This window comes from Mucilaginibacter sp., from assembly GCF_025359345.1.
GTDB lineage: Bacteria > Bacteroidota > Bacteroidia > Sphingobacteriales > Sphingobacteriaceae > Mucilaginibacter.
The window spans coordinates 161,460-181,907 of sequence record NZ_JANYGQ010000035.1 but is presented as its reverse complement, the minus strand read 5'-3'; the positions used below and the strand labels follow the sequence as shown (position 1 = coordinate 181,907).

The following is a 20,448-nucleotide window of genomic DNA, read 5'->3' as shown; positions in this document are numbered from 1 at the left end:
ATTCGATAATTGTAGATTCTAATTACCGCGCATAAAGGTCTAAATCAAATTCACAGTTCAATTCCGATGCAATATCCCTGTACCGGCTATCCAAATGCACAGCTGGCGTGCTCTCATTGTTATCTTTATAGATGAAAACTGCACATGCAAACTCGCTATAATATTTTGTGCACAAGGGCTTAAACACGTCGATTTTACTTTCAATAATATTTAACAATGCAGTCATCTGTGAATCAAAATCAGCAAATTCGTCAAGGCCGCTATTAATGGACCAAAGATTATTTTTCCACAGCGGCGACTCCGGGTTTTTAGGGTTCCGCTTTTCGCCCTTGATACGAACATAAATGGGCGTTATACCGGTAAGCCTTGTTATTTCAGCAGGACTGATGTCTTCAAAATCGCAAATGATTAATCTAAGATCAACTTTGTTTTTATCCATAAATAATTGTAGTCACTTCCTCATTTAAATCCGAATTCCGGAATAAAAATCATTCGTAATTCTAAAATCGTAATTCGTAAATCTCTTCACACTTTCTCCCCAAACGCCAAATCCCCTGCATCGCCCAACCCTGGCACAATGTAAGATTTGCTGGTCATTTCCTCATCCACCGCGCATACCCATAGTTTTGCTTTGGGCAGGTTGGCGCGCACGTGGGTAATTCCCTCAGTACTCGCGATAACGGCGGCAATGTGTAGCTCTTTTATTTGGTATTGTGCTATCAACTCTTTGCAGACCTGTACCAGGCTTTGGCCGGTAGCCAGCATGGTATCACACATTACCAGGGTTTTATCGTCAAGGTCGGGAGTGGAGATATGGTCGATATTGATGATAAAGGCGCCTGTCTTTTTCACTTTGCGGTAGGCGGTGGCAAACAGCGAGCAGGCATTATCAAAATAATTTAAAAATCCCTGGTGAAAGGGTAGCCCGGCACGCAGGATGGTACCTAACACCAAATCAGTTTCGGGCAGGTTTATATTTGCCAAACCCAGCGGTGTTTGCACCTCGTATTCGCCATATTTAAGCGATTTGCTCATCTCGTAAGCCATTATTTCACCAAGTCGCACCAGGTTATTGCGGAAACGGGCCTTGTCCTGCTGTATGCTGCTGTCGCGCAGCTCGGCCAAAAACTTATTGGCGACGGTGTTGGTTTCGTTGAGGATGAAGGTCATAGCGTTAGTGATTAGTTAATCAGAGGTTAGCGATTAGTTGGCATGCAGGTATAAATTTACAAAAAATTAAATCTATAAATTCCTGTTGACATACCGTTGTCATTAACACATTGTTATTTTGATTTTGTTTAGAAAATTAAGGTTTACCCCGGTTATTAAATGTTGACTGATAAACTGACCTCTAATTAACTAATCTCTAACCGCTAATCGTTAACTTTGTATTTACACTATGGATTTCAAACTTACTTCCCAATATTCTCCCACTGGCGACCAGCCCGAGGCCATCAGGCAATTGGTTGAAGGTGTAAATAATGGCGATCCGTTCCAAACCCTGCTGGGGGTTACCGGTTCGGGTAAAACGTTTACTGTTGCCAATGTTATACAGCAAACGCAAAAGCCAACGCTGATTTTAAGTCACAATAAAACGCTTGCTGCACAGCTTTATGGCGAGTTTAAGCAGTTTTTCCCGGAGAATGCGGTTAACTACTTTGTATCGTATTACGATTACTACCAGCCGGAAGCATTTATCCCTACAACCAATACTTACATCGAGAAGGATCTGCAGATAAATGAGGAGATTGAAAAGCTGCGTTTGCGCACCACATCGGCACTGATGTCGGGAAGGAGGGATGTGATCGTGGTGTCGTCCATTTCCTGCATTTATGGTATGGGTAACCCGGAGGATTTTAAGGATTCGGTTTTTAAGTTTGCTGTTGGCACCCGTATAGCACGAAATGCATTTTTGCACCGGTTGGTTGAGATATTGTACTCGCGCACCACTGCCGATTTTAAACGTGGCACTTTTAGGGTTAAAGGGGATATCGTCGATATTTTCCCGGCTTATATGGACCACGCTTACCGTATATCCTTTTTTGGTGATGACATTGAGGAACTGACCAGCTTTGACGTGAGCACAGGCAAAACGCTGGAAAAAATGACGCACATGGTGCTTTACCCGGCCAACCTTTATGTTGCCCCGCGCGAACGTTTTTTACAATCCATCTGGGCAATACAGGAAGAATTGGAGACCCGCAAAAAGCAATTTATTGGCGATGGCCGCTTTTTGGAGGCTAAGCGTTTGGAAGAAAGGGTGAATTACGACTTGGAAATGATACGCGAGCTGGGTTATTGCTCGGGCATTGAGAATTATTCCCGATTTTTTGACGGGCGCTTACCAGGTGCTAGGCCGTTCTGTTTGCTTGATTATTTCCCGGAAGATTACCTGATGGTTATTGACGAGAGCCACGTAACCGTGCCACAAATACGCGCCATGTACGGTGGTGACAGGTCGAGGAAGATATCATTGGTTGACTATGGTTTCCGCCTGCCGGCAGCGCTGGACAACAGGCCTTTAAACTTCCAGGAGTTTGAAAAGCTGGCGCCGCAAACTTTGTATGTTAGCGCAACGCCGGCTGATTTTGAACTGGAAAAATCGGGCGGCGTAGTGGTTGAGCAAGTAATACGCCCAACCGGCTTACTCGACCCAGTAATTGATGTGCGCCCGGTTATAAACCAGGTGGATGATTTGCTGGAAGAGGTGGATAAAACCATAAAAATGGGCGACCGTGTGCTGGTAACCACCCTGACTAAGCGTATGAGTGAGGAACTGGCAAAATATATGGACAGGCTGGGTATTAAATGCCGCTACATACACTCGGAAGTGAAAACACTGGAACGGGTGGAAATTTTGCGCGGTCTGCGCCTTGGTGAGTTTGATGTGCTGATAGGGATCAACCTGTTGCGCGAGGGTTTGGACTTGCCCGAAGTATCGTTAGTGGCTATTTTGGATGCAGATAAGGAGGGCTTTTTACGCAGTGAAAAATCGCTCATTCAGACCATTGGCCGTGCCGCCCGTAACGACCGAGGCCGGGTAATTATGTATGCCGACAAAATTACCGACTCGATGCAAATCACCATGGACGAAACCAACCGTCGTCGTGAAATACAGATTGCTTATAACACGCTGCATGGTATTACCCCAATAACTGTCGGTAAAACCCGCGAGCAGATAATGGAGCAAACATCGGTAATGGACTTTAAGGACGGCATACAAAAAGCCTACGTGGAAGCCGACATGGTTAGCCTTGCCGCCGACCCGATTGTGGCTTACATGACCAAGCCCGATTTGAAAAAATCGATAGAGAATACCAAAAAGGAAATGCTTGCCGCCGCGAAGAATATGGACTTTTTGTTGGCTGCCAAGTTGAGGGATGAGATGTTTGCATTGGAGAAGATGATGGAGGAGAAGTTTTAGAAGAAAAAATATCGAACATCGAATATCCAATATCGAATGATGAAGGGTACTTGGGTGTTGGACATTCAAAATTCGGTGTTCGATATTTGTTATTTACCAGCTATTATCACCCTATAGTTTTATCCTAACGACAATTGTGCTAATTTCGCAGCGCAAATACGCCCTTAATGATTGGTTTTTTTAAAACGCTTAATCCGTTCAATATTTTACTGCTTGTTGTAGTGCTATTTGTGTCGCGGGCGGGCTATTTGCTTACCGCCCCGGCTACAACCGAATTTGCATTTGCTGAACCTGTTGCGCGGCTGTTAATTGCGCCTGGCTCGTATATTAACCCGGCAGTTACCGCTTACAATGTTTTGCTGGCCGCAGCCATTGTGTTTATACAAAGTCTGCTGATAAACCGATTGGTAAATCACTTTAACTTATTGGGTAAGCCTACGTTTCTGCCTGCTTTAATGTATGTTACTGCAACGGCTTTGTTTAAATCGTTTTTGGTATTGAGCCCGCCGCTTATTTGTAATTTTCTGATCATCTGGATGCTATTCAGGCTGTTCAGCTTTTATAAAAGCAGTGATGCCAAGTCGGCCGCTTACGATCTGGGGATGATGGTTGCTATTGGTTCGGTAATTTACCTGCCCTTTATTTACCTGTTCCTGGTGCTTTGGATAGCCCTGTTTATCTTTCGCCCGTTTAACTGGCGCGAGGTTGTTGCCAGCATTATTGGTTACGTGACCATATTTTTCTTTTTGGCCGTGTATTATTTTTTATCCGACAGCATCAGCCGGTTTCCGGCCATCTGGTTGCCGCTTGCCACCAAATTTCCGGATACAATTAATATTGTTTATTACAACTACCTGGTGCTTATACCGGTTATTGCCATACTGGTGCTTTGCTTTTTTAAGTTGCAGCAAAACTTTTTTAAAAGCTATGTACAGGTGCGCAAATCGTTCCAGTTGTTGTTTATAATTTTTTTGGTGGCCGGTTTATCATTTTATGTAAAAACGCCGTTCACTTTAAACCATTTTTTGCTTTGCACAGTACCGCTTGCGGTGTTTTTTGCTTACTATTTTTTGTACGCCAAAAGCAAATGGTTTTACGAAAGCTTGTATTTATTGCTGCTAATCAGCATCATCTATTTTCAGTTTAACACTTTTTAACTTTTACATTCGTTCAAATCACGGCTGTTATATTAGTTTTGTACCATTATTACACAAAAAATCAATTTAATGAAATTTGGAGTAGTTGTTTTCCCGGGTTCTAATTGCGATGAGGACATCATCTATGTATTAGAAAAAATAATGGGCCAGCAGGTGGTCCGCCTATGGCATAAAGACCACGACCTGCAGGGTGCCGACTTTATTGTTTTACCGGGTGGGTTCTCGTTTGGCGATTACCTGCGTTCGGGCGCGATAGCGCGTTTTTCGCCTATCATGACCGAAGTAATACAGTTTGCTGCGCGCGGCGGTTATGTTTTGGGTATTTGCAATGGTTTCCAGGTATTAACCGAAGCTGGCCTGTTACAGGGCGCATTGCTGCATAACGAAAACCGCAAGTTTATTTGCCGCAACATTTATATGAAGGCGCAAACCACCAATTCATTGATCACTGCGCAGATAGACCCTGAAAGGGCGCTTAAAATACCTATTGCACATGGCGAGGGTAATTATTTTGCCGATGCTGATGTTTTGAAATCGCTGTATGATGATGATTTGGTGCTGTTTAAATATTGCGATGAGTATGGTATGATAACACCTGAATCGAACCCTAACGGCTCGTTGGATAACATTGCCGGTATCACCAATATAAACCGTAACGTGTTTGGCTTTATGCCTCACCCGGAACGCGCATCGGATGCATTAGTGGCTAACGAAGACGGGCTGGCAATTTTTGAATCGATATTGTCACTGGTAAAAGCGTAGTCATTGGGTCATTACGTCATTGGGTCATTGTTTTTTGACTTAGGACTTAAGACTCGCGACTCAAGACTTAAAATAAATGAACCTGGTTATCGATATCGGCAATACGTTTACAAAAATTGCTGTTTTTGAACACGACAGGCTGTTACAGACAGACCAGTATAGCCAGGTTGATGAAACTATAATTGATAAATCCCTCGCTGATTATGCCATCGGTAAGGCCATTATATCATCAGTAAAAAAAGAAAAAGAGGAGTGGCAAAATATACTGGCCGGCAAAGTAATGCTGGTATATTTTAGTGCCGGGATGACAAGTGGCATAACCAACCATTATTTAACCCCACAAACACTCGGGCTCGACAGGCTGGCCGCAGTAATAGGTGCATACCACCTGTACCCAGGTAAAAGCAACATGGTAATTGACGGGGGCACTGCCATTACCTACGACTGGGTTGACGCCGAGGGAAATTATTTTGGGGGCAGTATATCGCCGGGTTTAAATATGCGTTATAAGGCATTAAATAATTATACAGCCGGTTTGCCTTTAATAAAAGCCGATGAAAGTTTTACCGCCGACAGCGGCAATGACACGAAATCGGCGATAATATCCGGGGTGCAAAACGGGATAAAATATGAATTGGAAGGCTTTATAAAAAGCTATAAAAAAAACGGGGAAGAGCTGAATATTGTGCTTAGCGGCGGCGATAGTATTTTTTTTGATACGCTGCTAAAAAATAGCATCTTTGCCCCCTATATAAAAATTGAGCCTCACTTGGTTCTAAAAGGATTAAACGCAGCAATACAAACTAATAATGATTAAATATACCAGGGTTTTTATAATACTAATATTTGCTGTTTCTGTATACGGGGCACACGCACAAACAACCGCTACTACAAGTTCGCCTTATTCAAGATATGGGCTGGGTGATATAGACCCGGCTGTAACGCCACAACAAAGGGGCATGGGCGGCATATCAGCCGCTATTAACAAAATAAATAATTACAACACCATAAACGTACAGAACCCTGCATCGTATTCGTTTATCAACTATACTACCTTTGATGTGGGCATTTATGTAAACTCGATTGGATTAAGCCAAACAGGGCAGACAAGTGTACGCAATTCAAACTTCAGGCTTAGCCACGTTAATTTTGCTGTACCGGTTAGCAAACGGTCGGCGCTTAGCTTTGGTTTAATGCCTTACAGCGAAGTTGGATACAATTATAAACAGGTAAAGCCAAACTTTGGCTCGGGTTCGCCGGTTGATACCAATGCAGTAAATTATCTTTACAACGGTACCGGCGGTCTTTCAAAGGCGTATATCGGTTACGGGTTTGGAATAGGCCACTTGTCAATCGGCGCTAATGCTTCTTATATTTTCGGTAACATAGTTCAAACAGCTTCTACCGAAGTTCCGACTTTATATGGTGCGCTAAACTCGCGCATTGAAGACAGCAAAAGTGTTGGTGGTTTGAACTATGATCTGGGTCTTCAGTATTCGTTCGATTGGGCGAATAATACCCGGCACTTTACAGTTGGTTATTCAGCTTCAACGGCTAATAGTATAACAAACACATCGTCTTATATTGTGAGCCAGTATACTTACGACGCAAGCGGTAATGAAAAGGCGCCAGCGGACTCGATAGTGAACCACCAGAACGAAAAATCGAAAATAAAACTGCCTTCTATTAACCGATTTGGACTATCGTACCAGGTAGATAACAAATTTTTGGTAGGCGCTGATTTAACTTTAGGTAACTGGAGCAGCCTTACTATTGACGGCGCGAAGGCTGAAAATATACAAAATAGTAAAACGTTTGCCGTGGGCGGGCAGTTCACACCTGATAATAACGCGTTGCGTAACTATTTTCAGCGGGTTGATTACCGTTTAGGCTTTATTTACGACCAAACTTACCTTAACGTAAACAATACCAACATTAACAGGTATGCGGTTACTTTCGGCCTTGGCCTGCCTTTGGCGCCATCACAAACGCTTTCTTCGTTTTATAAAATTAACATATCTGCCGAGGTAGGTCAGCGTGGTACGGTTGCAAGCGGGTTGGTTAAAGAAAACTACGTTAACATACATTTAGGCTTTACGCTTAACGATAAGTGGTTCCAAAAATATAAGTTCCAATAATTCGTTTGGGAGTTAGATTTGCTTGCAGGAAAGGCCTGTTTGTGATTTTTATCTTGATTCTTGTATCTTGACTCTTGATTCTTCTTCAATATGAATATCCGGGCAACTAAGTTAACGCTATTGACGGGCATAATGCTTGCGTTCTGCTCGTGCGAAAACTCGTTGAACGACATCAAGAAAATTGCTTCAAAAGAAGAGGATAAACCCATTTCGCGCACCACAGATGTTGATATGATTTACAGCGACTCGGCGAAGGTTAAGGCACATGTGACCGGGCCGCTGATGATTGATTATTCGGACAACACGCCCAAGCCTTATAAAGAGTTTCCCAAAGGAATTAAAATAATTTTTTACGACAGTAATCTAAAAGAAAGCGGCAGCGTTGTATCAGACTATGCCATTCAACGCGAGAAAGAGAATCTAATTGAATTCAGGCGGCATGTTGTAGCTACGAGTGCGCATGGGGATGTGTTTAAATCGGAAGAATTGGTTTATGACATGACAGCCAAAACATTTAAGTCCACCAAGCCGGTTGAGATAACAAGCCCTGATGGTACTATCATGGAGGGGGTAGGCGCTGATAGCAATGATAGTCTTTACCCGTGGCATATTTTGCAGACCACCGGTGTTTTTCATGTAGATGAAAAAGCGGTTCAATGATGTCGGACTTAGGACGTTCGATGCCCGATTTTTTGGATACAGAATTCCGGAATTTACGACCCCGATAAATCAATCAAACATATAATTCACTTTCTCATACTAATTTCTATTTTTGAGGAATTAATATTAGCTCTTTTTTAAAAAACTTAGATGAACAATTGGTTTAAGCGAAATGGCATTCACTTTTTGATAGGTGTAATTTTCTTTGTGATATGCATTATTTACTTTGCCCCGGCATTCCAGGGTAAAGTGTTAGGACAGTCGGATGTTACCGGCGCCCAGTCGACCCAAAAAGAGATAAACGACTACAGGGAAAAAGGTGTCACCATTTTGTGGACCAACCAGATATTCGGCGGTATGCCAACGTTCCAGATATGGGCGCCCTACCCCGATAATATTACCACGCATGTTGTATCGGCCTTAAAAGCAGTTTTCCCCAATCCGGTTGATACAGTTTTGTTGCTGCTCTTCGGCGTTTATTTTTTACTAAGCGTTTTAAAGGTAAAGCCGTGGCTGGCGGCAGCCGGGGCCCTGGCGTTTACGTTTTCGTCGTATAATATTATCCTGCTGGTAGCGGGGCATTCAAACCAGGTTTTTGCAATCGCTTTTTTCGCGCCTTTAATAGGCAGCATAATACTTACCCTGAGGGGCAAATATTTTACCGGTGGTGCCTTAACAGCGCTTTTTTTGGCGATGGAAATAAGGGCCAACCACATCCAGATGACTTATTACCTGATGCTGGCGTTGCTGATATTCCTTGGTATTGAGTTGTACCATGCGCTGAAGGCAAAAAATACAAAACCATTCCTTAAGTCGCTGGGTTACCTGGCGGGTGCTGCGCTGCTTGCTCTCGCTATAAATGCTTCGTTACTATGGAGTACTGCCGAGTACGCTAAAGATAGTTACCGTGGGCAATCGAACTTAAAACAAAACACAAAGGAACCAAGCGACGGCCTTTCAAAAGATTATGCCTATCAGTACAGCCAGGGTGTTGCCGAGTGTTTTACCTTTTTGGTGCCGAACGCCTTTAGCTTTGGCTCGGGGCCCGAAACACTCGATCAAAATTCAGAAACAGCTAAGGTGTTTTTGGCTAAAGGAGCCGACGAGCAGCGGGCTGTTCTTACTGCCCAGCAAGTTGTTGAAAGTTTCCCGGGGCTTACCCTGTATTGGGGCAATAAACCCGGCACATCGGGGCCATTTTATTTTGGCGCCGTAATATGCTTCCTGTTTTTATTTGGTTTGCTGGTGGTTAAAAGCAGGCTTAAATGGTGGCTGCTGGCTACTGTGGTATTAACCATGCTGCTATCATTCGGCAGTAACTTTCCTGTCGTATCAGATATTTTCTTTAAATACTTCCCGCTTTATAACAAATTCCGTACGGTTGAATCGATAATTGCGGTTACCAGTCTTTGTTTCCCGGTGCTGGCATTTTTAGCGGTGCAGCAAATCGTTGACACTGACGATAAGGCTATCATATTTAAAAAGCTTAAACTGGCGTTTTACATTACAGGCGGCCTCCTGTTTATACTGATTGTAATGCCGGGCATTTTCCTGAGCTTTAAAGGGGCCGATTACCAAACAGGGATAACATACCTTACCCAGGCGCTTAAGGGCGACAGTGCCCTGGCAAACAGCGTGGCAAAAGCCATTGTTAGCGACAGGGAATCGCTGGAGCGCAATGATGCCATCAGGTCGTTGATATTTGTGGTACTGACATTTGGCCTTTTATGGGCATTTATTAAGGAAAGGATAAAAAATACGCTGGTATTTTCGGTTCTGTTGCTTGTGTTAACTGTAGGCGATGTATGGCAGGTTAGTAAACGTTATTTAAAAGATGCCAATTTTGCCGATAAACTGGACAACCAGGTAAAACCACGCGAAGTTGACAATTTTATTATGCGCGACACTGACCCTGATTTCAGGGTGTATGATGCGACTGCCAACGTCAAGTTCGACCAGTTTAATGGGTTTTTCCATAAATCAGTAAGCGGTTATTCGGCAGCGCGTTTAAAACGTTATGATGAGCTTATTGATAGTCACCTGTCGCAAAGCCCTCCAAACCAGGACGTGCTGGATATGCTGAACGCCAAGTATATTATTACGACAGACACATCGCGCAACGTTAAGATGTTTGCAAACCCAACTGCATGCGGCCACGCATGGTTTGTAAAAAGCCTTAAGTATGCGAAAAACGCCGATGAGGAGATGACCGCGATCAGTGCTTTTGCACCGAAGGATGAAGCCATTGTTGACCAGCGGTACAAGAAGCTGATTGATGAAAAACAAGCACTGGGGCTTGATACTGCCGGTACTATCAAATTGGTGAGCTACAATCCTGACCATATGATTTATGAAAGCGGTTCAACAAGCAATCAACTGGCTGTATTCTCTGAAATTTACTACGAAAAAGGCTGGACAATGCTAATTGATGGCGTTGAAAAACCATATTTCCGTGCTGACTATGTGCTGCGTGCGGCACAGATACCGGTAGGTAATCATAAAATTGAATTTGTGTTCCACCCGGCATCATACTACACCGGCGAAAAGATTTCGCTGGCTGGCTCGATATTGCTGCTGCTTGCTTTAGGCGGCGCCGGTTTTGTTGGCGTACGCAAAATGAAAGAGGAAGCTACTGCCGCCGATCCAGAGCCAAAGAAACCGGAAGCTAAGAAAGCTGAGCCGGTGGCGAAGAAATCGGGTGGTAAAAAGTAATTTAAATATTTTTAGATAGGGATAGCGATGGGTTGGTGCTCATCGCTATTTTTTTGTCTGAACAGTGATTTTTGGGATTTACGGATGGGCATGATGCATGGCGCGTTTAAGGAGCAGAAAATCCTTTAATCAAATGAATCAGGGTCAGTCATTAGTCCTTCTATTCCTCAGCCAATACCATCCTAAATTAAACGCAATCACTACGTGGTTTAAAACGGTTGGTATTAACCCATAATATTCCTTCATTATCGCAAACCTCTCCTGCAGGCTTTGGCGATGTTTAGCTTTTGACATACCGCCGACCAGGTATTTGGCCACGTAACGGTTTGCGTTTACTATGGTTTTTGCTTTTTTTGCGGCGCGGATAATCCAGTCGATGTCGGCGCTGAGCTGGTATTTGCGGTTATACGGTTCAGTTAACGAGCGGCGGATGTAGATGGCCTGGTGACTGATGCTCATGCCGAATTTAAAATCGCGCCAGGTAAACTGGGTGGGCGCTTTGTGACGGCGCTGGCCCAGGCTTTCGCCGGCATCGTTTATCATTTCCGTTTCGCCGTAATAGATATCGGCATCGGGCGCGGTTTCAAACACTTGCTCTACTGTATTGGCTTTATAAAATTCGTCGCCCGAGTTCATGAATATCACGTAATCGCCGGAGGCTGCGGCAAGGCCTTTATTCATGGCGTCATAAATACCCTCATCGTTTTCGCTAATCAGTTTTGCTATGCGGGTTTTGTAGCGCTCAATAATTTGCAAAGTGCCATCCGTTGATTTTCCGTCGACAATTATATATTCGATGTTAAGGTAAGTTTGGTTTATCACCGAAAGCATAGTGCGCTCGATATCCCTTACGTTGTTGTAAACTATGGTAATGACCGAAAGGGTGGGATTGAACGGCATTATTTTAATATCGATTGATAAACGGCCATGTATTGCTGGGCTACCTTCTCGTTGCTGAAATTGTCCAGCACCTTTTTGCGGGCGTTGGCTGCAAGTTTGCCGGTTTTGCCTGCATTTAAAACAAACCTTATGCCGGTAGCAAAATCGTCGGCCGATTTATATTCAGCAAGGTAGCCGTTGTTAAAATGGTCGACCATGTCGGGTATGCCCCCGGTATTAAAGGCCACCACAGGCGTTGCGCAGGCCAGGGCTTCCATTACGGTATTGGGCAGGTTATCTTCCAGGGCGGGCGAAACAAATACGTCAGCAAGGCTGTAAAGCGCTGCCAGCTCGGTTTGTGAGGTGACTATCCCGACTTCGTGCACTTTAAATGGCAGCGTACCGGTGTCAAACTCTTTGTTCTTGCCAAATATCACAATCTCAACTTCGCCGGCGTAATTATTTTTTAGGATGCTTAGCGCTTCAACCAGGTAGTTAATGCCTTTGCGCCGGTCCATTATATTGGCCGCACCAAAGAGTATCACTTTTGAGTTTTGCCCGATATTTAACTTTGCCCTAGTTGCATCGTTATCTTTTGGTGAAAATATTTCGGTATCAATTGGGTTGGGTATGGTTTCAATGCGGAAGCCTTTTAATAATGCGCTGGTGCGCGCAACATCCGCCAGCCAATGGCTGCAGGTTACAAACACAACATTTTTAGCGGCCTTAAGCATATATTTTTTACGAAAAAATCCACGGTAAGATAAGTCTTCGCTATGCGGTTTACGCAGCATCCAGCAATTACCGCACTCATGTTTAAAGTGATCGCATTCGCCGGAGTAGTGACAGCCGCCGGTAAAAGCCCACATATCGTGCAGCGTCCATAACACGGGTTTGCCGGTTAAGAACAGTTGTTTCAAATTGTTAACGGAGAGGAAACCGCTGTTTGTCCAGTGCAGGTGCAATATGTCGGCGCTTAGAATATCGGGCTGGTTGGTAATATCCATACCCGCATCTGCTACCGAAAACGCAAACCGTACCGATTTATCTTTTGCCTTAAACCAAATGAAAGGCAGGCGTTCATATAAGAAATTGAATTTTGCCTTTAACCGGCTCCAAAAATCATTGGCGATGCTTTCAACCAGTGGTTCGGCGGTCTTTTTTTCCTGCACCTGCATCATGGCATCAACCTGCTGTAATTCCAGCGCTTTTAGCAGGCGCATGCAGGCAGCTGGTGCACCACCGCCGGCATCAGATGTGTTTATTAAGGTTACCTTCATTCAGTGGCGCTAATTATCGCAGCAATTATAACAATTCTAAAATGAAAACTTTACTTTTGGGCGTTAAGGCCTCACCAAATCCTCTACAAACAAGAGGATTTGACGAACAGGGGTTATTATTAGCATTGTTATCAACAATCTGAAAACTATAAAATGAACTTTTTTGCTTATTTATTCCAGGATTGGAGCGCCAACCGGCAGAATTTTAAAGCACAATCGGTTTTATTTTCTTTCAGGCTGATGATGGTTTTTAACCGTTACCTGGTCACCAAAATTATATTTTACCCGTACTTTATGCTTTACCGTTTTTGGGTGGAGTGGGTGCTGGGTATTGAATTGCCGCGTAAAACAACAGTCGGAAAGGGATTATCCCTTTACCACGGGCAGGCATTGGTAGTTAACAAAGGCACCATCATCGGTAATAATTGCGTATTGCGTAACAGCACTACCATCGGCCACAAAAAACTAGCCGACGGCACGTTTAGCGCTTGTCCGCGGATAGGGAATAATGTAGATATTGGGGCCAATGTTTGTATTATTGGGGATATTTCTATCGGGGATAATGTGATAATAGGAGCGGGGTCGGTTGTAATAAAAGATGTACCGGCTGATTGCGTGGTGGTAGGAAACCCGGCGCGGGTATTGGAGAAGAAAGGATAAATAAAAATAAAGACACGTCATGCTGAACTTGTTTCAGCACCCCATTTGCAAAGTGACCAGCATGTCAGCGACCTGTCCTGTGAGGTGCCGAAACAAGTTCGGCATGACGGTTGGGAGACTAAAAATATAACGAACTAACGTTTTAATGGAACAAAATTTAACCGACCGCTCATTTTGGAAATCCTTTTGGGAATCGAGAAAAGGGCTGATATTTTTTATAAAACCTAACTATGTTTTCGGCAACATACTGGCAAAGCTTATAGCCGAAAAAAATGTAAAAAACGCCATTGAGCTTGGCGGTTTCCCTGGTTATTATGCCACCTACCTGAAAAAATACGAACACCTGGATACTACCCTGTTTGACTATTATATTCACCAGGACCTAATAAATCAATTGCTTGAAAAGAACGGGTTAAAACAAGGTGATATCAATATCATTGAAGCCGACCTGTTTAATTACAAGCCTGAAAAGTTGTATGATATGGTGCTCTCGTTTGGGTTGATCGAGCATTTTAAAGATACCAAAGCCATTATTGAAACCCACCTGCAGTTTTTGAAACCTGGCGGCGTGCTGTTTATTACCCTGCCAAACTTTAAAAGCGTAAATGGCTGGGTGCAGCGTAATTTTGACAAGGAAAATTACGATAAACACAACATTAACAGCATGGATTTGCAGTTGCTTACCGATAGTTGTAAACAGCTGGGTTTAAAAGATATTGAAGCCTATTACCATGGCCGTTTTACCGTATGGCTGGAAAATAAATCAGAACGGACCGGTTTGACAAAGGCGCTGGTAAAAGCGATTTGGGTTGCCGGGAAGGTGTTTACGAAGATTATACCTGTGGAGAGTAAGGCGTTGTCGCCTTATATTGTGGTGAAGGCGGTGAGGTAATGCTCATTCGTTTTGCACAGGCCTATCGCTTTGAAATTTGTTATTGTGCGAGGAACGAACGCGGTAAACGAGGCTCTAACACAATACTATGGAGATATTAAATTGGATCGGTGAAAATATTTCTGAGATAAAGGATAGTTCCTCTTATTCTCGATATTTTGAAGCTAGTTTATTGGAAAAAGGAATTGACGTATACATGTTATTCAATCCACTATTGGGAATAGATTTGATTTTAACTGAAACTTACGATATCAAAGCAATTCATTTTTATTCTGGGAAAGAACCTGAAGTAAATCAATTCTCCGATAAGTTGCCATTTGATTTGAGTTTTACCTTTTCGAGGTTTGAAACAAGACAAATTTTAGGATTTCCTAACACATCTGGCGGCGGTGATTTTAGTTTTTTATATGGCATTACACCTCAATGGGATAAATATTTTTGTGATGGGTTTAACTTACACTTGCAGTTTTCAGAGGGCGAAAGCAGCATAGAGCTAATCACTTTAGATAGCCAATCTGTCGAGTAAAAGTTGAAAAATCCTTAGTGAAGGCACTGAGATAAGGTTTTTAGTTATTCCACAATTCGGAGGGTAAAATGCCTTTTGAAAGACCTTTTTTTATCAAAACGGCTTCATTACACGCGTCCTGCAATGATTTGAATTCAGCTTCACTCAGGCCATCGTCATCATTATCAATACTTACTTTTAACCCCGCATTTTTTGTAATGGTGGTTAATTCAGAAAGTATCGACTTCTTATCATCCGGTATTTCAATGATTAGTGTGGTCATATAAACGCTTTTGTTTTAAACGTAATCAAATTTACAATATTTTTTTTACTCTGGTATCTTTATAAGTTTACGACGTCCCATCTTGTTTTAAATCCTGTAAAATAGTACTTTAACCAAAATTTCGGAGACGCAAAGTGTTGTCTCTCTACATTAATGAAATTGTACCTGACTTACATAATTTATCTCATATGAAAAAAATCTACCTGCTCATTTTATCATTTTTAACCATTCAAAACTTTGTCCATGCGCAAAGTGCCGATGTTTATTTTACATCGTATCCAACCCTGACACCTGATGGAAAAACCGTAATCTTCAGCTATGAAGGCGACCTTTGGCGGGCCGATTTGAATAACGGCAGCGCAGCCCGCATAACCGCCATGCAGGGCGAGGAGGTGATGCCGCGTGTATCGCCTGATGGCAAATGGCTGGCATTTTCGTCAAACCAGTTTGGCAATTATGATGTGTATGTGATGCCTTTGGCCGGTGGTGATATTAAGCAGCTTACTTTTAGCAGCGCAGGGGATGAGGTGGATTCGTGGACCTGGGATTCGAAATCGATTTATTTTACCTCCAATCGCTACAATACGTTCAGCGAATATAAAGTGGCGCTAACGGGCGGCACGCCGACACGCCTTTTTGGTAACTTTTTTAACGATATACACGGGGTAGTGGAGCACCCGCAAACCGGCGAACTGTTTTTTAGCGACACCTGGGAAAGCTATATTTTCCCGACGCGCAAGCATTACAAGGGCGCCTATAACCCGGATATACAATCGTACAATCCCAAAACCAAGGCTTACAAGCAATATACCGACTGGGTAGGCAAAGATTTCTGGACATCAATAGACAAGAAAGGTAATGTCTATTTCGCATCGGACGAGGGAAACGGGGAGTATAATCTGTACACTTTCATCAACGGTAAAAAAACTTCGCTGACGCAGTTTCCATCATCCATAAAACACCCGGTGGTTAGTGCTAACGGCGAAAAGGTGGTTTTTGAAAGAGACTACCAGCTTTTTGTGTACGATGTGGCATCGAAGCAAAGCCAGAAAGTAAGCCTCTCGCTATCCCGCAATGATGTGCTAACCAAGCAGCAGGAGTTTAACGTAAAGGGCAAAATTGAAGCCGTAGACGTATCGGTTGACGGTAAAAAACTGGCATTTGTGAGCCGCGGCGAGCTTTTTGTAAGCGACATTGAAGGTAAATACGTAAAGAAGATAGAGCGTGGTAATGCCGAGCGGGTAACCGAGGTTAAATGGCTGCCTGACAATAAATCATTGCTGTTTGCACAAACCTTCGGCGGCTATACCAATTGGTACACCACAGCTGCCGACAAGCCATCGACAGAAAAACAAATAACTACCGATAAGCAAAACGACAGGCTGCTTACTGTAAATAAGGAACACACCCAAGGTGTTTACCTGAGTGGTCGCAACGAGGTAAGGCTGCTCGACCTGAAAACGCTGGAAAGCAAAACCATTGCCACCGACGAGATTTGGGGCTTTCAAAACCCGTCACCCTTTATATCATCAAACGGCGAGTATGTAGTGTACACTGCCTTTCGCAATTTTGAGCAGGATATTTTGATTTATGGTATAAAGTCGGGAAAAACCATTAACCTTACCAATAGCGGTGTTACAGAGACTGATCCGTTTTGGTCGCCCGACGGCAAGTACATTTATTTTACCTCGGCGCGTACAACGCCCTTGTACCCATCGGGCGGCGGCGATATCCATGTTTACCGCATGCCACTGCAAAAATTTGATGAAGCTTTTCGCCTGGATAAGTTGAAAGACTTGTTTAAGGAAGATAAAAAAGATAGTACGGCCAACAAAAAAGATAAGGATAAAGACAAAGCGGCCTCCGCCAAAAAGAAACCGCTGTCGGAACAACCTGCGCCTAAACCACCGGCAGATATTATAATTAACACTGATGACATTATGAAACGGCTGGAGCAGGTGAGCCCCGGGTTTGGGGTGCAGCGCTCGCCTTATGTAATCCAGAAGGGAGATAAAACGCTGGTGTACTATGCATCGAACCATTCGGAAGGCAACTGGGCCATTTACCGGACAACTATACAGCCTTTTGAAGATAATAAAACCGAAAAGGTTGGCGGCGAGGACGGCGCCGGATTTGACATAGTACAGAGCGGCGACAAATACTTTGCGCTGGCCAAAGGCAATATTTTTACAGTGAATATTGATGGCAACAAACTGGAGAAAGTTGATATAGATTTTAAATTCGAGCGGAATTTGGACGGCGAGTTCAGGCAGATGTACGACGAGGCCTGGGCAGGGTTGGAAGAAAACTATTATGATGGCGAGTTCCACGGAACCGACTGGAAGAAAATGCATGACCGGTATGCAGTTTACCTGCCGTTTGTAAATAACCGTAGCGACCTGCGTACGCTGCTGAACGATATGCTGGGCGAGCTCAATTCATCGCACCAGGGCTTTTACTCCAACGGCAGCGAGGAACGTAAAACACTTACCTATGCCACCATGGAAACCGGGATAATGTTTGATAACGACGACCCGTACAAAGTTTCGACCGTATTAAAAAATAGCAGTGCAGACAAAGCCGGTATCGATGTGAAGCCCGGTGATAGGTTGAAAGCTGTAAACGGCCAGCCCGTTGACGAAAAGCAAGATAGGAATTATTATTTCACCAAGCCATCGATGGATAAGGAAGTGGAGCTCACTTTTGAGCGTGATGGCAAAGAAGTATCAGCCAAAATACACCCCGAAAGCCGGGGTGCATTAGACGGCGATTTGTACGACGAATGGATAGACCATAACCGCGCTGTAGTAACCGAAAAAAGTAAAAGCAGGATTGCCTACGCCTACATGAAAGATATGGGCACCGGTTCGCTGGAAACGTTTTTAGAGGATATGGTTGATGATGCCTATAAAAAGGATGCATTGATATTGGATTTGCGTTACAACACAGGTGGCAATGTGCATGATGCCGTGCTGAGATTTTTATCGCAAAAGCCCTACCTGCAATGGCAATACAGGGGCGGCAAGAAAAGTCCGCAGCCAAACTTTGCACCGGCAGCCAAGCCGATAATACTGCTGGTAAACGAGCAAACCCTAAGCGACGGCGAAATGACGGCGCAGGGCTTTAAAACATTAGGACTGGGTAAAATCATCGGCACCGAAACCTATCGCTGGATAATTTTCACTAGCGGTAAAGGCCTGGTCGACGGTTCGTTTTACCGCATACCGGCCTGGGGTTGTTTTACGCTGGATGGCAAAGACATTGAGAAAAACGGCGTAGCGCCGGATATTTACGTGAAAAACGGGTTTACAGACAGGCTGGAAGGGAAAGATCCGCAATTGGATAGGGCGATTGAGGAGATAATGAAGGATTTGAAGTGATTACACGGATTGAAGGATTGATTACACCGATTTTAACCCTTGATTTAGGATGATTTCGCTGATTTTTGTCTGAACCTTGATTTCCTTGATTTGAGGATTTTCTAGATGTCTGTCGCTATAAAACTTTGTCATTGCGAGCGAGGAACGAGCGCGGCAACCGCGAACTTTGCAGGACGGACTTGCACAGTTCGCGGTTGTTTCGTTCTTCGCAATGACATAGTTTTTTGTACTAACTCAATCCTGAAAATCCTTCAAATCCTTTAATCGTGTTATATTTGCCACATGAATCTCCACCTTTTTGACAAACAGGTTTACACCGGCCGCAGGCAGGTTTTAAAACAAAATATAACTAATGACGGCCTTATTGTGCTGATGGGCAACGAAGACAGCAGCATGAACTATAGGGATAACACCTATCTTTTCCGCCAGGACAGCACGTTTTTATATTATTTCGGGCTGGATACCCACGGCCTTGCTGCTATCATCGATACGGATACCGGCGAGGAAGTGATCTTCGGCAACGAGCTGACGATTGATGATATTGTTTGGACAGGCACTTTGCCTACTGTAAGCGAAATGGCAGCCATGGTTGGCGTTACCGAAACCAAACCGTACGAGCAGATTACACATCATATTCATAAAGCGATAGCTGCCGGCAGACCGGTGCATATTTTACCGCCGTATCGCCCTGAGAATAAAATTAAACTGGCGGCGTGGCTAAATACCAGTCTGGCAGATATTGCCAAATATGTTTCGGTAAAGCTGATTAGAGCGGTTATTGGTCAGCGGGTGATAAAAACGCCTCTGGAGGTTGCCGAACTGGAAAAGGCAGTGGATATCAGCATTGATATGCAGTTGGCGGTTATTAAACATACCCGCCCCGGCATTAAGGAATACGAACTGGTTGCAAAGGCGCATGAAGTGGCTATTGCTAATGACGCACATTTAGGATACCCTGCAATTATTACCACTTACGGGCAAACGCTGCATACTCACTATTATGGCAATACCCTACAGGAAAGCCGCATGGTGTTAAGTGACATAGGCGCTGAAAATGCCATGCATTACGGCGGAGATTTAACGCGTACCTTCCCCGTTGGCAAAACTTTTACTACCAGGCAGGCAGAATTGTACGAGGTAGTGCTGAATTCCATGAACCATGCCATCAGCCTCCTGAAACCGGGTACACGGTATAAAGATATTCACCTGGCTGCCTGCCAGAAATTGGTAGAGGGCTTAACCCAAGCCGGTATTATGAAAGGCGATGCCGCCGAAGCTGTTGAGGCCGGTGCGCACACCATGTTTTTTCAGTGCGGATTGGGCCACATGCTGGGTATGGATACGCATGATATGGAGGACTTGGGTGAGCAATATGTGGGCTATACCGATACACTGAAAAAAGAAACTTCCATTTTCGGGTTGAAATCATTGCGTTTGGGCCGTGAATTGGAACCTGGTTTTGTGCTGACAGTTGAGCCGGGTATTTACATTATCCCCGAACTGATTGACCGCTGGCAGGCCGAAAACAAATACGCCGATTTTATTAATTACGATGTATTGAATACTTACCGCGATTTCGGTGGGATAAGGATTGAGGATAACTTTTTGATTACGGAGACAGGGAGCCAGGTTTTAGGTAAATATTTACCTAAGAGTTTGAAAGAGGTAGAGGGGTTGAAAGGGTAAAAATAACCCCCCGAATCGTCATTGCTAGGA

At 43.9% G+C, this 20,448-nt stretch carries 17 protein-coding genes; 12 read left to right on the top strand and 5 right to left on the bottom strand.

The annotated features are described in order from the left end of the window. Positions 1 to 22: 22 nt before the first annotated feature. Both Q0R52_RS25375 and upp read right to left on the bottom strand, forming a co-directional pair. Positions 23 to 439: a DUF4279 domain-containing protein gene (locus tag Q0R52_RS25375; protein WP_295800363.1), complete on the bottom strand. Its 417-nt coding sequence runs from the start codon at positions 437 to 439 to the stop codon at positions 23 to 25. 86 nt (positions 440 to 525) lie between these two features. After that, positions 526 to 1,170, bottom strand: a complete 645-nt coding sequence (upp, locus tag Q0R52_RS25370; protein ID WP_295800361.1) for a uracil phosphoribosyltransferase — start codon at positions 1,168 to 1,170, stop codon at positions 526 to 528. 229 nt (positions 1,171 to 1,399) lie between these two features. Between upp and uvrB the strand changes: the two genes are divergently transcribed. From uvrB to Q0R52_RS25335, 7 genes are all read left to right on the top strand, one after another. Continuing rightward, a complete protein-coding gene (gene uvrB / locus Q0R52_RS25365) occupies positions 1,400 to 3,424 on the top strand; it encodes an excinuclease ABC subunit UvrB (RefSeq protein WP_295800358.1) in 2,025 nt (674 codons plus the stop codon). Between the two features lie 167 nt (positions 3,425 to 3,591). After that, positions 3,592 to 4,581 (top strand): DUF6427 family protein, encoded by a 990-nt coding sequence (locus tag Q0R52_RS25360; RefSeq protein ID WP_295800355.1) that lies wholly within the window; start codon positions 3,592 to 3,594, stop codon positions 4,579 to 4,581. A gap of 69 nt (positions 4,582 to 4,650) precedes the next feature. After that, positions 4,651 to 5,343, top strand: a complete 693-nt coding sequence (gene purQ, locus Q0R52_RS25355) for a phosphoribosylformylglycinamidine synthase subunit PurQ (protein WP_295800352.1) — start codon at positions 4,651 to 4,653, stop codon at positions 5,341 to 5,343. Positions 5,344 to 5,419: 76 nt separating this feature from the next. Further along, on the top strand, positions 5,420 to 6,160 hold the full coding sequence (locus tag Q0R52_RS25350) for a type III pantothenate kinase (protein ID WP_295800349.1): 741 nt from the start codon (positions 5,420 to 5,422) through the stop codon (positions 6,158 to 6,160). Continuing rightward, on the top strand, positions 6,153 to 7,481 hold the full coding sequence (locus Q0R52_RS25345; RefSeq protein WP_295800346.1) for a hypothetical protein: 1,329 nt from the start codon (positions 6,153 to 6,155) through the stop codon (positions 7,479 to 7,481). The genes Q0R52_RS25350 and Q0R52_RS25345 overlap by 8 nt, the downstream gene beginning before the upstream one ends. A 90-nt stretch (positions 7,482 to 7,571) precedes the next feature. After that, the gene (gene lptC / locus Q0R52_RS25340; RefSeq protein ID WP_295800343.1) at positions 7,572 to 8,141 is read left to right on the top strand and encodes an LPS export ABC transporter periplasmic protein LptC; all 570 of its coding nucleotides are present in this window, start codon (positions 7,572 to 7,574) and stop codon (positions 8,139 to 8,141) included. A gap of 150 nt (positions 8,142 to 8,291) precedes the next feature. After that, entirely contained in the window at positions 8,292 to 10,853 is a 2,562-nt protein-coding gene (locus Q0R52_RS25335) for a hypothetical protein (RefSeq protein WP_295800338.1), read from the top strand. 144 nt (positions 10,854 to 10,997) lie between these two features. Here Q0R52_RS25335 and Q0R52_RS25330 read toward each other — a convergent pair whose 3' ends face one another. Together Q0R52_RS25330 and Q0R52_RS25325 are read right to left on the bottom strand one after the other, a co-directional pair. Then, positions 10,998 to 11,753, bottom strand: coding sequence for a glycosyltransferase family 2 protein (locus tag Q0R52_RS25330; protein WP_295800336.1), 756 nt, complete (start codon positions 11,751 to 11,753; stop codon positions 10,998 to 11,000). Continuing rightward, a complete protein-coding gene (locus Q0R52_RS25325; RefSeq protein WP_295800333.1) occupies positions 11,753 to 13,012 on the bottom strand; it encodes a glycosyltransferase family 4 protein in 1,260 nt (419 codons plus the stop codon). The genes Q0R52_RS25330 and Q0R52_RS25325 overlap by 1 nt, the downstream gene beginning before the upstream one ends. A 153-nt stretch (positions 13,013 to 13,165) precedes the next feature. Here Q0R52_RS25325 and Q0R52_RS25320 point away from each other — a divergent pair, with 153 nt between their 5' ends. From Q0R52_RS25320 to Q0R52_RS25310, 3 genes are all read left to right on the top strand, one after another. Next, positions 13,166 to 13,672 carry a DapH/DapD/GlmU-related protein gene (locus tag Q0R52_RS25320; protein ID WP_295800328.1) on the top strand — a complete coding sequence of 169 codons (507 nt, stop codon included), beginning with the start codon at positions 13,166 to 13,168 and terminating at the stop codon, positions 13,670 to 13,672. A 145-nt stretch (positions 13,673 to 13,817) separates the two neighbouring features. Next, entirely contained in the window at positions 13,818 to 14,564 is a 747-nt protein-coding gene (locus Q0R52_RS25315) for a methyltransferase domain-containing protein (RefSeq protein WP_295800327.1), read from the top strand. Between the two features lie 88 nt (positions 14,565 to 14,652). Beyond that, entirely contained in the window at positions 14,653 to 15,090 is a 438-nt protein-coding gene (locus Q0R52_RS25310) for a hypothetical protein (protein WP_295800323.1), read from the top strand. Between the two features lie 40 nt (positions 15,091 to 15,130). On the opposite strand, the gene Q0R52_RS25305 is transcribed toward Q0R52_RS25310, so the two are convergent. After that, on the bottom strand, positions 15,131 to 15,352 hold the full coding sequence (locus Q0R52_RS25305; protein ID WP_295800321.1) for a hypothetical protein: 222 nt from the start codon (positions 15,350 to 15,352) through the stop codon (positions 15,131 to 15,133). Between the two features lie 188 nt (positions 15,353 to 15,540). On the opposite strand from Q0R52_RS25305, the gene Q0R52_RS25300 reads away from it, so the two are divergent. Both Q0R52_RS25300 and Q0R52_RS25295 read left to right on the top strand, forming a co-directional pair. Further along, a complete protein-coding gene (locus Q0R52_RS25300; protein WP_295800318.1) occupies positions 15,541 to 18,732 on the top strand; it encodes a S41 family peptidase in 3,192 nt (1,063 codons plus the stop codon). A gap of 282 nt (positions 18,733 to 19,014) precedes the next feature. Beyond that, positions 19,015 to 20,418, top strand: coding sequence for an aminopeptidase P family protein (locus Q0R52_RS25295; protein WP_295800316.1), 1,404 nt, complete (start codon positions 19,015 to 19,017; stop codon positions 20,416 to 20,418). Positions 20,419 to 20,448: the final 30 nt, after the last annotated feature.

Coding starts and splice junctions, on each gene's coding strand:
- Q0R52_RS25375 (WP_295800363.1), bottom strand. CDS start 439: ATGGATAAAAACAAAGTTGATCTTAGATTAATCATTTGCGATTTTGAA.
- upp (WP_295800361.1), bottom strand. CDS start 1,170: ATGACCTTCATCCTCAACGAAACCAACACCGTCGCCAATAAGTTTTTG.
- uvrB (WP_295800358.1), top strand. CDS start 1,400: ATGGATTTCAAACTTACTTCCCAATATTCTCCCACTGGCGACCAGCCC.
- Q0R52_RS25360 (WP_295800355.1), top strand. CDS start 3,592: ATGATTGGTTTTTTTAAAACGCTTAATCCGTTCAATATTTTACTGCTT.
- purQ (WP_295800352.1), top strand. CDS start 4,651: ATGAAATTTGGAGTAGTTGTTTTCCCGGGTTCTAATTGCGATGAGGAC.
- Q0R52_RS25350 (WP_295800349.1), top strand. CDS start 5,420: ATGAACCTGGTTATCGATATCGGCAATACGTTTACAAAAATTGCTGTT.
- Q0R52_RS25345 (WP_295800346.1), top strand. CDS start 6,153: ATGATTAAATATACCAGGGTTTTTATAATACTAATATTTGCTGTTTCT.
- lptC (WP_295800343.1), top strand. CDS start 7,572: ATGAATATCCGGGCAACTAAGTTAACGCTATTGACGGGCATAATGCTT.
- Q0R52_RS25335 (WP_295800338.1), top strand. CDS start 8,292: ATGAACAATTGGTTTAAGCGAAATGGCATTCACTTTTTGATAGGTGTA.
- Q0R52_RS25330 (WP_295800336.1), bottom strand. CDS start 11,753: ATGCCGTTCAATCCCACCCTTTCGGTCATTACCATAGTTTACAACAAC.
- Q0R52_RS25325 (WP_295800333.1), bottom strand. CDS start 13,012: ATGAAGGTAACCTTAATAAACACATCTGATGCCGGCGGTGGTGCACCA.
- Q0R52_RS25320 (WP_295800328.1), top strand. CDS start 13,166: ATGAACTTTTTTGCTTATTTATTCCAGGATTGGAGCGCCAACCGGCAG.
- Q0R52_RS25315 (WP_295800327.1), top strand. CDS start 13,818: ATGGAACAAAATTTAACCGACCGCTCATTTTGGAAATCCTTTTGGGAA.
- Q0R52_RS25310 (WP_295800323.1), top strand. CDS start 14,653: ATGGAGATATTAAATTGGATCGGTGAAAATATTTCTGAGATAAAGGAT.
- Q0R52_RS25305 (WP_295800321.1), bottom strand. CDS start 15,352: ATGACCACACTAATCATTGAAATACCGGATGATAAGAAGTCGATACTT.
- Q0R52_RS25300 (WP_295800318.1), top strand. CDS start 15,541: ATGAAAAAAATCTACCTGCTCATTTTATCATTTTTAACCATTCAAAAC.
- Q0R52_RS25295 (WP_295800316.1), top strand. CDS start 19,015: ATGAATCTCCACCTTTTTGACAAACAGGTTTACACCGGCCGCAGGCAG.